Annotated in this window: 13 protein-coding genes; 9 read left to right on the top strand and 4 right to left on the bottom strand. The window is 74.9% G+C overall.

The window, feature by feature from the left end:
* Nucleotide 1 precedes the first annotated feature (1 nt).
* From HGB54_RS00220 to HGB54_RS00205, 4 genes are all read left to right on the top strand, one after another.
* Nucleotides 2–1,801 (top strand): FAD-dependent oxidoreductase, encoded by a 1,800-nt coding sequence (locus HGB54_RS00220; RefSeq protein ID WP_168914672.1) that lies wholly within the window; start codon nt 2–4, stop codon nt 1,799–1,801.
* A 434-nt stretch (nt 1,802–2,235) separates the two neighbouring features.
* Nucleotides 2,236–3,117, top strand: a complete 882-nt coding sequence (locus HGB54_RS00215) for a glycosyl hydrolase (protein WP_168914671.1) — start codon at nt 2,236–2,238, stop codon at nt 3,115–3,117.
* 51 nt (nt 3,118–3,168) lie between these two features.
* The gene (locus tag HGB54_RS00210; RefSeq protein ID WP_168914670.1) at nt 3,169–3,435 is read left to right on the top strand and encodes a hypothetical protein; all 267 of its coding nucleotides are present in this window, start codon (nt 3,169–3,171) and stop codon (nt 3,433–3,435) included.
* Between the two features lie 83 nt (nt 3,436–3,518).
* Nucleotides 3,519–3,989 carry a hypothetical protein gene (locus HGB54_RS00205; RefSeq protein WP_168914669.1) on the top strand — a complete coding sequence of 157 codons (471 nt, stop codon included), beginning with the start codon at nt 3,519–3,521 and terminating at the stop codon, nt 3,987–3,989.
* Between the two features lie 40 nt (nt 3,990–4,029).
* On the opposite strand, the gene HGB54_RS00200 is transcribed toward HGB54_RS00205, so the two are convergent.
* Both HGB54_RS00200 and HGB54_RS12540 read right to left on the bottom strand, forming a co-directional pair.
* Nucleotides 4,030–6,351, bottom strand: a complete 2,322-nt coding sequence (locus tag HGB54_RS00200; protein WP_168914668.1) for a heavy metal translocating P-type ATPase — start codon at nt 6,349–6,351, stop codon at nt 4,030–4,032.
* A 5-nt stretch (nt 6,352–6,356) separates the two neighbouring features.
* Nucleotides 6,357–6,848, bottom strand: a complete 492-nt coding sequence (locus HGB54_RS12540) for a heavy-metal-associated domain-containing protein (RefSeq protein WP_228545849.1) — start codon at nt 6,846–6,848, stop codon at nt 6,357–6,359.
* Nucleotides 6,849–7,027: 179 nt separating this feature from the next.
* Between HGB54_RS12540 and HGB54_RS00190 the strand changes: the two genes are divergently transcribed.
* Genes HGB54_RS00190 through HGB54_RS00170 form a run of 5 tightly spaced genes read left to right on the top strand, consistent with a single transcriptional unit; the run spans nt 7,028 to nt 11,600 of the window.
* Entirely contained in the window at nt 7,028–8,404 is a 1,377-nt protein-coding gene (locus HGB54_RS00190) for a lycopene cyclase family protein (protein WP_168914667.1), read from the top strand.
* Nucleotides 8,401–9,357: a Brp/Blh family beta-carotene 15,15'-dioxygenase gene (locus tag HGB54_RS00185; protein WP_168914666.1), complete on the top strand. Its 957-nt coding sequence runs from the start codon at nt 8,401–8,403 to the stop codon at nt 9,355–9,357. Before HGB54_RS00190 ends, HGB54_RS00185 begins: the two co-directional genes overlap by 4 nt.
* 5 nt (nt 9,358–9,362) lie before the next feature.
* Complete coding sequence (locus HGB54_RS00180; protein WP_168914665.1) at nt 9,363–10,001, top strand: ribonuclease H family protein; 639 nt, start codon at nt 9,363–9,365, stop codon at nt 9,999–10,001.
* A gap of 58 nt (nt 10,002–10,059) precedes the next feature.
* Nucleotides 10,060–10,674, top strand: a complete 615-nt coding sequence (locus HGB54_RS00175; protein ID WP_168914664.1) for a helix-turn-helix domain-containing protein — start codon at nt 10,060–10,062, stop codon at nt 10,672–10,674.
* A 35-nt stretch (nt 10,675–10,709) separates the two neighbouring features.
* A complete protein-coding gene (locus HGB54_RS00170; protein WP_407663506.1) occupies nt 10,710–11,600 on the top strand; it encodes an EamA family transporter in 891 nt (296 codons plus the stop codon).
* On the opposite strand, the gene HGB54_RS00165 is transcribed toward HGB54_RS00170, so the two are convergent.
* Together HGB54_RS00165 and HGB54_RS00160 are read right to left on the bottom strand one after the other, a co-directional pair.
* Nucleotides 11,551–12,090: a YaeQ family protein gene (locus tag HGB54_RS00165; RefSeq protein ID WP_168914663.1), complete on the bottom strand. Its 540-nt coding sequence runs from the start codon at nt 12,088–12,090 to the stop codon at nt 11,551–11,553. The genes HGB54_RS00170 and HGB54_RS00165 overlap by 50 nt on opposite strands.
* 11 nt (nt 12,091–12,101) lie before the next feature.
* Nucleotides 12,102–13,163: an NAD(P)-dependent alcohol dehydrogenase gene (locus tag HGB54_RS00160; protein WP_168914662.1), complete on the bottom strand. Its 1,062-nt coding sequence runs from the start codon at nt 13,161–13,163 to the stop codon at nt 12,102–12,104.
* Nucleotides 13,164–13,202: the final 39 nt, after the last annotated feature.

Here is a 13,202-nt window from a genome sequence, read left to right as displayed (position 1 = left end):
GATGCTCCGCGCACGCACCCCGGACGCCGCCGCCGCACCGGTCGGCGCCACCCCGACCGCCGCCGGCCCGCGCCACCACGACGTGCTCGTCATCGGCTCGGGCTTCGGCGGCTCGGTGGCCGCACTGCGCCTCGCCGAGAAGGGCTACCGCGTCGCGGTGCTCGAGGCGGGCCGCCGCTTCGCGGACGCCGAGCACGCCCGCACCAGCTGGAACCTGCGCAGCTTCCTCTGGGCGCCGCGCCTCGGCCTCACGGGCATCCAGCGCATCCACCTGCTCGACGACGTGCTCGTGCTCGCCGGCGCGGGCGTCGGGGGCGGCTCGCTCGTCTACGCCAACACGCTCTACCGCCCGGCCTCGGACGCCTTCTACCGCGACCCGCAGTGGGCCGGCATCGCCGACTGGAAGGCCGAGCTCGACCCGTACTACGACCAGGCGAGCCGCATGCTCGGCGTGGTCGAGAACCCGACGGAGACGCCCGCCGACGCGATCATGCGGGCGGTCGCGCGCGACCTCGGGGTCTCCGACAGTTTTCGGCTGACGCCGGTGGGCGTGCACTTCGGCGCCGGGCCGGGCGTCGTCGCTCCCGACCCGTACTTCGGCGGCGCGGGGCCCGACCGTGCCGGCTGCCTGCAGTGCGGCGAGTGCATGACGGGCTGCCGGCACAACGCGAAGAACACCCTCGTGAAGAACTACCTGCCCCTCGCCGAGCGGGCCGGCGCCACCGTGCACGCCCTGACGACGGTGGTGCGGCTCGAGCCGCGATCCGATGGCGGGTACGTCGTGACCACGCGGGCGACGGGGCGCGGGCGCCGCACCGAGCAGACCTGGACGGCCGACGAGGTCGTCCTCGCCGCCGGCGCCTGGGGCACCCAGCAGCTGCTGCACCGGATGCGCCTCGATGGGCATCTGCCGGGGCTGTCGCCGAGGCTGGGGGAGCTGACCCGCACCAATTCGGAGTCGCTCGGCGGAGCATCCACCGCCCTGTCGCACGCGCGCGGCGTCGACTTCACGCGCGGCGTCGCGATCACGAGCTCGGTGCACCTCGACGAGCACACCCACCTCGAGCCCTGCCGCTACGGGCACGGCTCGAACGCGATGGCGCTGCTCGCGACCCTGATGGTCGACGGCGACGGGCGCGGTCCGCGCTGGCTGCGCTGGATCGGGCAGCTCGTGCGGCACCCCGGCCGGGTCGCCTCGCTGCTCGTCGGCATCGGCAGCTGGTCCCGCCGCACCGTCGTCGGCCTCGTCATGCAGAGCCGCGACAACTCGATCACGGTGCGCGGCGAGCGCGGCGCGTTCGGGCGGTTCCGGCTGCGGTCGTCGCAGGGTCATGGCGAGCCGAACCCGAGCTGGATCCCGCTCGCGAACCGCGCCTACGCCCTCATGGCGACGCACATGCGCGGGTTCCCGCAGTCGGGCCTCAGCGAGGTCGTGAACGTGCCGATGACGGCGCACTTCCTCGGCGGGTGCCCGATCGGCGCCTCGCCGTCGACGGGGGTGATCGACGCCTACCACCGCGTCTTCGGGCACCCCGGGCTGCACGTGCTCGACGGCGCGGCCGTCTCGGCGAACCTCGGCGTGAACCCCTCGCTGACGATCACCGCCCAGGCGGAGCGCGCGGTCGCGATGTGGCCGAACCGCGGCGACGTGGATGCTCGTCCCGCGCTCGGCGCCGCCTACGCGCCCGTGCCGGCCGTCGCCCCGCTGTCGCCCGTGGTGCCGGCCTCGGCGAGCGGAGCCCTGCGCCTCCCCGGCGCCCCGGTCGCCCTGCCGACGCCGCGCGTACGGGCGCGGCCGTAGCCGGCCGCGGCGTCGCCCGCCCGTCCCGCCCGCGCGACGCTCCTCGAGAGCCGGGCGTGCGCGAACTCCTGCATCTCCGCGCCGCGACCGCGCGGGGCCGCAGTGCCGAACGCCGGCAGCGCGCGTTCTGCAGGAGAAACGACACCACACCTGCCGCCTTCCACAATCGCGGAACGAGTGAAGGCTGCTCACCCGCTCCGTGATTGTGGAAGCGTCACGGCCACCGTTCGCGTGGGCGACGCTCGCGGCGGCACGGCACATCACGGCAGGGCACGGCACGGCACGGCACGGCAGGACGCGGCAGGACGCGGCACCGCACAGCACCGCACGGCACCGCACGGCACCGCACGCGCCGCATCGCGGGCGGGCGCGGCAGTACCCCCCCGCTATCGGGGGTCTATCCGCACCCCGCGATCGCCCCGTAGCCTCGCCCGGTGTCACTCCGCCCCGGCTTCCGGACCCGTGCGCTCGCCGCGCTCGCGGTCGGCGCCCTCGTGACGGCGCTCGGCGCGTGCAGTACCTCCGAGGGCTCGGGAGCGGCGACCGCCGAGGCGCGCTGCCCCGCCGACGCGGCATCGCTCGTCCCCGCCGAGGGCGTGCTGTTCGGCGTCAACCTCGACTGGGGCACCGAGACCCTGGCCGAGCTGTCGGGGGTGCTCGGCGAGACGCCGGCGGTCGCCGTGGTGTTCGCCGAGCTGCCGCTCACCGAGGAGAACCGCACGAACCTCGTGCTCGCGGCGCAGCAGGCCCGGGGCGAGCACTCGTCCCTGCTGCTGACGCTCGAGCCGCACGACGGCCTGGCCGCGGTGACCCCCGTCGTCGCCGACGACCTGGCCGCGCTGCTGCACGAGATCTCGGCGACCGGTGTGCCCATCACCGTGCGGTACGCGCACGAGATGAACGGCTCGTGGTACCCCTGGGGGCAGCAGCCCACCGCCTACGTGGCCTCGTTCCGCATGCTCGCCGCCGCGCTCGACGAGGGCGCCCCCGGCACCACCATGATGTGGGCGCCGAACTACGGCGGCGGCTACCCCTTCGCGGGCGGCAAGTTCGAGACCACGCTCACCGAGCTGCCGTTCCGCCTCCTCGACACCGACGACGACGGACTGCTGTCGATGGGCGACGACCCCTACGCGCCGTACTACCCGGGCGATGACGTCGTCGACTGGGTCGGCATGTCGCTCTACCACTGGGGATCGGTGCATCCCTGGGGCGAGAACGAGATCGCCGAGCCGACGAAGTTCGCCGAGCAGCTGGTCGGCGAGTACGACGGCCTCGGCGGTGACGACAGCGCCCTGCCCGACTTCTACGCGTAGTACGCGGAGCAGGCGGGCAAGCCGCTGGCGATCCCCGAGACGGCGGCCTTCGTGACGGCGGATGCTCCGCCCGAGCTCGCCCTGCAGGTCAAGCGCTCCTGGTGGAGCCAGGTGCTGAGCGCCGAGACTGCGAGCCGCTTCCCCGCGCTGGCGATGATCAACTGGTTCGAGTGGAACAAGTTCGAGGTCGAGGTCGGCGCCGACGTCGACTGGACGATCGCCCGCGACGACGACACGCTCGCCGCCTTCACGCGCGAGCTGCCGGGCTGGTTGCGCTTCGCGCCCGAGGCCGACCCCTGCGCCTCCCCCACGGCCTGAGCTCCGGCATCACGGGCCCCGCCCCGCGCGACGTCGCGCCGGCATGCGAAACGACCCGACGGATCCTCGACTAGAGTCGCCGCATGATCATCCGGGTCCTCCGCGCGCTCGCACTGCTTGCGCTGGTCGCACCCCTCGCCGCGATCGCCGTCACGGCGGCGCTCTGGCTGCCCCGGCTGCCGACGAGCATCGCCGTGCAGTGGTCGGCGAACGGCGTCAGCGCGACGGCGCCCGCGCTCGTGCTCGCCGCGGGCAGCGGGATCGTCGCCGCCGTGGCCGCGATCATCGGTGTCGCCACCGTGCTCGGCGCGCGCTCGGCCCCCGAGCTCGGCAACGCGCGCGGCCCCGTCGCGGGGTGCGCCGCCGTCGCGGGCGCCGCGAGCGCGCTCTGGATCGCCTGCGCGGCGCTCTCGCTCGGCGACGCGCCGATGCGCGCCGCCGACATCGGCGGCTGGCCGCTGCTCGCGCTCGCCCTCGGCCTCGTGTGGGCCGCCGCTCCCGCGCTGCTGCTCACCGCCGCGGGCGCCCTCGTACGTCGGACCGCGCCGGCGTAGCCGACTCCTCGCCTCGCCTCGCTGACCAGCGCTCCGAGCCCTACGGCCGCGGCAGCGCCCGGAACCCGCGCAGCCGCAGCGAGTTCGTCACCACGAAGACGCTCGACAGCGCCATCGCGAGCCCCGCGAGCAGCGGGTTGAGCAGGCCGAGCATCGCCACCGGGATCGCCGCGACGTTGTAACCGAAGGCCCAGAACAGGTTGCCGACGATCGTGCGCAGCGTGCGGCGGGCGAGGCGGATGCCGTCGGCGACGACGAGCAGGTCGCCCGAGACGATCGTCAGATCGCTCGCCGCCATGGCCGCGTCGGTGCCGCCGCCCATGGCGATGCCGAGGTCGGCCGCGGCGAGCGCCGCCGCGTCGTTGACGCCGTCGCCGACCATCGCGACGACGCGGCCCTCGGCCTGCAGGGCGCGGATCACGTCGAGCTTGCCGCTGGGGGTGACGGATGCGCGCACGGCGTCGGCCGAGATCCCGACCTCGGCGGCCACGGCCGCGGCCGCTCCGGCGTTGTCGCCCGTCACGATCATCGGCGTGAGGCCCAGGGCCCGGAACCGCTCCATCGCGAGCGCCGCCGAGGCCTTCACGGTGTCGGCGAGCACGACGAGCCCGGCGAAGGAGCCGTCGACGGCCACGGCGATGGGCGTCGCGCCGCGCGACTCGTGCGCGGCGAGGTCGGCGGCAGCGGCATCCGGAACCGCGATCGCCCACTGCTCGGCCAGCCAGGCCGGGCGTCCGATCGCCACGGCGTGCCCGTCGACCTCGGCCGAGACGCCCGCGCCGGCGTGCGCGGTGAAGCCCGATACGGGCGGCAGGGCGAGACCCTGCGCGGCGGCGTGCTCGACGACCGCGCGGCCCAGCGGGTGCTCGCTGCCGTGCTCGGCGGCCGCGGCGAGCGCGAGCAGGGCATCCGCGTCGAGATCGGAGCCCGCCGCGGGCGAGACGGCCGTGACCGACATCGCCCCGCTCGTGATCGTGCCCGTCTTGTCGAGCACGATGGTGTCGATGCGGCGGGTCTGCTCGAGCACCTGCGGGCCCTTGATGAGGATGCCCAGCTGCGAGCCGCGCCCCGTGCCGACGAGCAGCGCGGTCGGCGTCGCGAGGCCGAGCGCGCAGGGGCAGGCGATGATGAGCGTCGCGACGGCGGCGGTGAAGGCCTGCTCGGCCGTTCCGCCGAGCAGCAGCCAGCCGACGAGGGTGCCGAGCGAGAGCAGGATGACGACGGGCACGAAGACGCCCGAGACCCGGTCGGCGAGCCGCTGCACGCGGGCCTTGCCGGTCTGCGCCTCCTCGACGAGCCGCGCGAGGCGGGCGAGCTCGGTGTCGGCGCCGACGCGCGAGGCCTCGACGACGAGCCGTCCGCCGCCGACGTTGACGGTGCCGCCGGTGACGCGCGAATCCATCTCGACATCGACGGGCAGCGACTCGCCCGTCAGCAGCGAGGCGTCGAGCGAGGTCTCCCCCTCGATGACGACGCCGTCGGTGGCGACGGTCGAGCCGGGGCGCACGATGAAGCGGTCGTTGACCTGCAGCTGCTCGACGGGCACCGAGATCTCGACGCCGTCCCGCAGCACGATCGCATCGCGCGCCGCGAGGTCGAGCAGCGCGTTCATCGCCGCACCCGACTCGCGCTTCGCCCGCGCCTCGAGGTAGCGCCCGGCGAGGATGAACACCGTCACCGCCGCGGCGACCTCGAGGTAGATCTCGTGCGCGCCCGAGCCGGGCGTGCCGAAGAGCTGCAGCGTCATCGTCATGCCGGCCGTGCCGGCCCCGCCGAGGAACAGCGCGTACAGCGACCAGAGGAACGCCGCTGCGACGCCCACCGAGATGAGCGTGTCCATCGTCGCGTTGCCGTGCCGTGCGTTCACGGCCGCCGCCCGGTGGAACGGCCACGCCCCCCACACCGCGACCGGCGCGGCGAGGGTCAGCACGAGCCACTGCCAGTAGGTGAACTGCAGCGCCGGGATCATCGACAGCGCCACTACGGGCACGGTCAGCACGAGCGAGATGAGCAGACGCCGGCGCAGCGGGGCGAGCTCGTCGCGCTCCGGCACGGTGGCATCGGCAGAGCGGGGGGATGCTGCGCTCGCCTCGCGCGGGACGACGAGGCTCGCCGAGTACCCGGCCTTCTGCACGGCGGCGAGCAGGGCATCCACGTCGACCGGCTCACCGTCGGCCACGGATCGCACCGTCGCCTTCTCGGTCGCGTAGTTCACGCTCGCCTCGACCCCGGGCACCTTGTTGAGCCCGCGTTCGATGCGGTTGGCGCACGAGGCGCAGGTCATGCCCGTCAGCTCGAGCTGCACGGGTACGGCGGGGGCGGGGGCGGGGGCGGGGGCGGGGGCGGAGAGCGTGTCGGTCATGGTGCTCAGGCCAGCTGGTAGCCGGCCTCCTCGACGGCGGCGCGCACGGCGCTCTCGTCGACGGGGGCCTGGGCGGTGACGGTGACGCGCGAGGCGCCGCCCTTCTTGAGCACGACCTCGACGGCGGCGATGCCGTCGACGGCGCCGACCTCCTCCGTGACGCTCGCGACGCAGTGGCCGCAGGTCATGCCGGTGACGAGGAACTCCTGCGTGATCGTCGCCGTCGCGGTGCCGTTGCCGATGCCGGAAACGCCGGACGGCTGCGCGCCCGCGTTCGAGAGCCGCACGGTGTCGGGGTCGGGAGCGCCCGTGATGGTATCGGCGAGCGGGGCGGCCTCGCGGTAGGTGCCGGTGCTCGAGTCGGTCGCGGTCGCATCGGTGCCGCGGGTGTCGGCGCCGGCCGCGCCGTCGCCGCAGCCGCCACCGCCGCAGCATCCGCCGCTGGAGGCCGAGGTGTCGCCGAGCAGGTTGAGGGGAGGGTTCTGCTGAGTGTCCATGCCTCCATCATGACATACCCCCCTGGGGTACGCTAGTCGGGCGTCGGATGTGCGGAGATCCGCAGGCAACGCACGGCTGGCGAGCAGGCGACGCGCGGCCGTCTCCCTCGCGGGCACCAGGCGGCCGGGTCAGGGTGACGAGGCGCGAGACGCGCCGCGAACCGAGGACGGAGCCGCCCGTGACCGCATCGCCGCGCGCCGCGCACGACGGCGACGGCCGCGCGATCAGCGACGGGCACGACGTCGACCTCGCCATCCTCGGCGGCGGCGCCGCGGGCCTCGCGCTCGCCCGGCGCCTCGCGGCCGCCGGCACCGCCCTGCGCGTCGTCGTCATCGAGCCGCGCGAGCGCTACACCGACGATCGCAGCTGGGGCTTCTGGAGCTCGGGCGAGCACGACCACACGCCGCTCGTCGCCGCGCGGTGGGATTCCTGGAGCTGGCACCGAGACGGCGCTCCGGCCTCCGACGCCGTCGCGCATCGCAGCGCCGGCACGCGGTACGAGCTGCTGCGCGCGGCCGACGTCGCCGCGCACGCGCTCGCCGCCATCGAGGCGAGCCCGGCCGTCGAGCTGCGGCTCGGCGTGCACGCGCACGAGGTCGTCGCGCGGTCGGGCAGCGGCCTGCGCATCCGCACCGATGACGGCACGAGCACGGCCCGCTGGGTCGTCGACACGCGCCCGCGCGCCGCCGACGCCCTGCTCTACCAGTGCTTCGCGGGCAGCGAGGTGCAGCACGGCGGCCGCCTCGACCTCGCCGCGCTCGGCATGACGACCGGCACCGCGGGCCTCATGACGGGCATGACCACCGACGCCGACGGCTTCGGCTTCACCTACGTGCTGCCGCTCGAGGCCACGACGGCGCTCGTCGAGTGGACCCGCTTCAGCCCCCACCCGCTGCCCGCGGCCCGCCTCGCCGCCGAACGGGATGCCCGGCTCGCCGAGCTCGGCATCGCCCCCGCCGACGGGGGCGTCGTCGTGCGCGAGGAGGCCGGAACCCTGCGCATGGGCCGGGTCGACCCGGCGGGCGCCGCCGAGCCCGTCGTCGCCGACCCGCCCGGCCTCGTCCGCGCCGGGGCCGCCGGCGGGGCGCTGCGCGACGCCACCGGCTACGGGTTCCAGCGCATCGAGCGCTGGGCTGAGGCCTGCGCCGCGGCGCTGCTGCGCGGCGAGCCGCCCCTCCCGCACCCGCCCGAGCCCTGGGCGCGCCGCCAGATGGACCGCATCTTCCTCCAGGCGCTGCGCGCGCGCCCCGAGCGCACGCCCGAGTACTTCGCCGCGCTCGCGGCGGGCGTGCCGGCCGCGAGCCTCATGCGGTTCCTCACCGACGCGGCACGGCCCGGCGACCTCGCGCGCATCATCCTCGCGCTGCCGAAGCTGCCGTTCCTCGCCGAGATCCCCGACCGCCGCCGCGCGCTCGTCGCGCAGGCCGCCGAGGAGCGGGCGGCCGTGCGTGCGGCGGCCCGGCTGGCGCGGCGCCGTCCGGCCGAATCCCCGCGGGTGAGCGCCGCTCCGACGACGTCGACTCGCGCGCGGCACCCGGAATCGGCCCGCGCATGACGCTCGCGGCACCCCGCGCGAGCGCGGCGACCCGGCCGACCGGTGCGACCCCGGCCGCAGCATCCCGTCGCCCGCCCGAGACGCTCTTCTTCCTGCTCGCCGCCCTCGCGACCGCGCTCGCCTTCCTGCTCGCGGCGCCCGAGCCCCCGATCGCCCTGCAGATCGCCGTCATCGCGATCCTCGCGGCGGTGCTCGGCCTGCCGCACGGCGCGCTCGACCCGCTCATCGCCCGACGCCTCGGCTACTGGCGCGGGCCGGTCGGCTTCGCCGTCTTCAACCTCGGGTACGCGGCGGTCGCGGCGGCCGTCCTCGGCCTGTGGATGCTCGCGCCGGTGCCGAGCCTCGCCCTCTTCCTGCTCATCTCGGCCGTGCACTTCGGCGGCGACTGGCTCGGGGGCAGCGGCCGGGTCGCCCGGCCCGTCATGCGCACCCTCGCCGGAGCCGCCCTGCTGAGCATGCCCGCCCTGCGCGACGAGCGGGGCGTGGCCGACCTCTACACGGTGCTCGCGGGCGAGGGCGCGCGCCAGATCGCCGCCGTGCAGGCCGTGCTCGGGCCGGTGCTGCTCGTCGCCGTCGTCGTCGTGGCCGCGATCGCCGCCCGCCGCGCCCCGCACGAGGGCCTCGAGCTCGTCGCGGCCATCGCGCTCGGGCTGCTCGCGCCGCCGCTCATGTTCTTCATCGTCTACTTCTGCACCCTGCACAGCGCGCGCCACCTGCGCGAGGGCTTCGCCGAGGAGGCGGCGACCCCGCGCCGCACCCTCGCGCTCGTCGTGGTCGCGTACACGGTCGTGCCCGTGCTCGGGGCGCTCGCGTTCCTCACGGCGACCGGCGGCGGGGCATCCCTCGACGACCGCCTGCTGCAGGTCGTGTTCATCGGCCTCGCCGCCCTCACGATGCCGCACATGGTGCTCGTCGCCCTCGGCGACCGTGCCGCCGCTCGATCACTACGCTGAACCGGGTGACGATCACAGCAGCGGCCGACGGTTCAGCACTCGGAAACCCCGGCCCCGCGGGCTGGGCCTGGTACGTCGACGACGACCGGTGGGCGGCCGGCGGCTGGCCCCACGCCACCAACAATCAGGGCGAGCTCATGGCCGTGCTCGACCTGTTCCGCGCGACCGAGCACGTCGACGACGACCTGCACATCCTGTGCGACAGCCAGTACGTCATCAACTGCATCACGCAGTGGATGCCCGGCTGGAAGCGCAAGGGGTGGCGCAAGGGCGACGGCAAGCCGGTGCTCAACCTCGACCTGCTGAAGGAGCTCGACGCCGCGATCGTGGGCCGCCGCTACCGCTTCGAGTGGGTCAAGGGCCACATGGGGCACACCCTCAACGAGGCGGCGGATGCTCGCGCGCGGGCCGCGGCGGAGGCCTACCAGCGCCGCACCGCCGTGCCGACCGGCCCCGGCTTCCCCGGGGGCGCCCACGCCGGCTCCCCCGCCCTCGTCGTGCCGGAGCGCGCCCCCACCCTCTTCGACGCGCCCGCCGCGCCCGCCGCACCCCTCACCCTCTCCCCCGCGCAACGCCTGCGGCTCGAGCAGCGCGCTCGCGAGCAGGGCGTCTCGCTCGAGCAGGCGCTTCGCGACCTGATCTGACCCGGCGGTCCACCCGCGCGCCCGTACGGTGCACCGATAGTGCAGTAGAGTGCACTCCATGCCCGCCCCCGACGACCTCGCCCTCGCCATCGGCGCCCGCGTGCGCGAGGAGCGCCGCCGTCGCGACTGGACCCTCGACCAGCTCGCCGAGGCCTCGACCGTCAGCCGTCGGATGCTCGTCACCGTCGAGCAGGGCGCGGCCAACCCCAGCATCGCCACCCTGCTGCGGCTCAGCGACGCGCTCGGCATCGGGCTGCCCGAGCTCGTCGCCCCGCCCCGCAGCGCCGCCGCCGAGATCACCCGCGCCGGCACCGGAGCGCTGCTCTGGCAGGGCGAGCACGGCGGCCGCGGCGTCCTCGTCGCCACCTCGCCGGGTCCGCTCGTCCACGAGCTCTGGCACTGGACGATGCAGCCCGGCGACCAGCTCGCGAGCGACCCGCACCGCCCCGGCTGCCGCGAGCTGCTGCAGGTGCTCGAGGGCGCGGTCGTCCTCGCCGTCGGCGACGAGCGCCACGAGCTCGCCGCGGGGGACGCGATCGCCTTCGCCGGCGACGAGCCGCACGTCTACTCCTGCGCCGGCGACGCGCCCGCGGCCTTCTCGATGACGGTGCTCGAACCGGCGGGGCCCGCCGCCGAGCCCGGCACCCCGACGACGCACGTCGCCCGCTCGTGACCGCGCCCCGCCCGCGCCCGCGCATCCCCGCCTGGATGCTCGCCGTCACCGCGATGATGTCGGTGCAGCTCGGCTCCGCCCTCTCCACGGGCCTCATCGACGACGTCGGTCCTGCCGGTGCGGCGTGGCTGCGGCTCACCGCCGGAGCGCTCATCCTCCTCGCGATCGCCCGCCCCCCGCTGCGGCGGGTCCGCCGCAGCGACGTCGCCCCGCTCCTCGGCCTCGGCGTCGCGACGGGCCTCTTCACCGTCTTCTTCCTCGCCGCCCTCGACCGCATCCCGCTCGGCACCGCCGTCGCGATCGAGTTCCTCGGGCCGCTCGCGGTCGCCGCGATCCGCAGCCCGTCGCGCGCCGCGCTCGCCTGGCCCGCGCTGGCCCTCGGCGGGGTCGTGCTCATGACCGAGCCGTGGACGGGGGCGACCGATCCCCTCGGCGTGCTCTTCGCCGCCCTCGCCGGCGTCGGCTGGGGCTGCTACATCCTGCTGACGCAGAAGGTCGGCGACCGCTTCGACGGCATCGGAGCCCTCACCCTCACCATCCCCGTCGCCGCCGTCACCGCCGCGATCGTCGGCGTGCCGCAGGCGCTGCCCCACCTGCGCCTCGAGCACCTGCCGCTCGCGATCGGCCTCGCCCTGCTGCTGCCGGTGCTGCCCTTCGCGCTCGAGATGCTGGCCCTGCGCCGCATGACGGCGACCGCCTTCGGCACCCTCCTGGCGCTCGAGCCCGCCTTCGGTCTGCTGCTCGGCCTGATCGTGCTGCAGCAGCAGCCGGGCATCCTGCAGCTCGTCGGCATCGCCCTCGTCATCACGGCCGGCGCGGCCGCCCAGCGCGGAGGCCTGCGGGTCGACGCCGTCGGCCCGGCGGAGGGGGCGCCGCTCAGCCCACCGGCTGCTCGTGCAGCGCCGAGCTCAGGGCCGCCCCGTTGAGGTCGAGGTAGAGCTGGCCCTCGGTGACCGAGAGCGTCATCGCGCTGCGGCGCTCGAGCGCAGCGACGGCGCCGTCGATGAAGCCGGGGTCGAAGCTGCGCAGCACGATGCGCTCGGCCTGGTGGATCTTCTTGCCCGCCCAGACGCTCGCCACCCGGACGGGGTCGCGGTGCGTGTAGACGACGGTGCGGTCGGCGAGCTTGCTGCCGTGGTGCAGCCGCGCCGCGTCGGGGGCGCCGATCTCGATCCAGTCGGTGAGGCGCCCGGTCGCGTCGCGCACGAGCACGGCCGGCTCATCGGTCGAGGAGACGCCCTCGCTGAACCGGATGCCCTCGACGTACTCGAGGCAGTACGCGAGCACGCGCGTCACCATGTAGGCGTCCGTCTCGGAGGGGTGCCGCGCGGCGCGCAGCGACAGCTCCTCGTACACGCCGCGGTCGACGTCGGCCAGGTTCACGGTGAACGTGTAGACCACTGCGCCGGCTGCCATGGTGCCCGAGCCTACGCGGGGGTCGGCTCCGAGAAGGTCGCAGCGTCGATGACGAAGCGGTAGCGCACGTCCGAGCGCAGCACGCGCTCGTAGGCCTCGTTGATCTGCTCGGCCGGGATGAGCTCGGTCTCGGGCAGGATGCCGTGCTCGGCGCAGAAGTCCAACATCTCCTGCGTCTCGCGGATGCCGCCGATGGCCGAGCCGGCCCAGCTGCGGCGCGCGGGGATGAGCGCGAAGGCCGGAACCTCGAGGGGCTCGGAGGGGGCGCCGACGTTGACGAGGGTGCCGTCGACGGCGAGCAGGCCGAGGTAGGCGCCCATGTCGACCTTCGCCGAGACGGTGTTGATGATGAGGTCGAAGGAGTTCGCGAGCTCCGTGAAGGTCTCGGGGTCGCTCGTCGCGTAGTGGGCCTTCGCGCCGAAGCGGATCGAGTCGTCCTTCTTCGAGGTCGTCTGCGAGAGCACGGTCACCTCGGCGCCGAGCGCGGCGGCGATCTTCACGCCCATGTGCCCGAGCCCGCCGAGGCCGACGATCGCGACCCGCATGCCCGGACCCGCCTTCCAGTGGTGCAGCGGCGAGTAGAGGGTGATGCCGGCGCACAGCAGCGGGGCGACCTTCGCGACGTCGAGGTTCTCGGGCACCCGCAGCACGAAGTCCTCGGTGACGACGATGGCCTGGGAGTAGCCCCCCTGCGTGATGGTGCCGTCGGCGGGGTCGACGCCCGTGTAGGTGCCGATGTTGCCCTCGGCGCAGTACTGCTCCTCGCCGCGCAGGCAGTACTCGCACTCGCGGCACGAGTTGACCATGCAGCCGACGCCGACGAGGTCGCCGACCTGGTGCTTCGTGACCTCCGAGCCGACCTCGGTGACGGTGCCGACGATCTCGTGCCCGACGACCTGCGGGTACTGGATCTCGCCCCACTCGCCGCGCACGGTGTGGATGTCGGAGTGGCAGATCCCCGCGTACGCGATGTCGATCATGACGTCCTTCGGCCCGACGTCGCGGCGCTCGATGGTGGTCTCGACGAGGGGCTCGGTGGCGGACGGGGCGGCGTAGGCGGTGACGGTGCGCATGGTTCTCCTCGGGATGCTCGGTGTGGGGTGCGCGGTGAG

The sequence above is a fragment of the Microcella flavibacter genome, from assembly GCF_012530535.1.
GTDB classification, from domain to species: domain Bacteria; phylum Actinomycetota; class Actinomycetes; order Actinomycetales; family Microbacteriaceae; genus Microcella; species Microcella flavibacter.
Note: the sequence above shows the minus strand (reverse complement) of the source record. Positions and strands in the feature narration are given on the sequence as shown.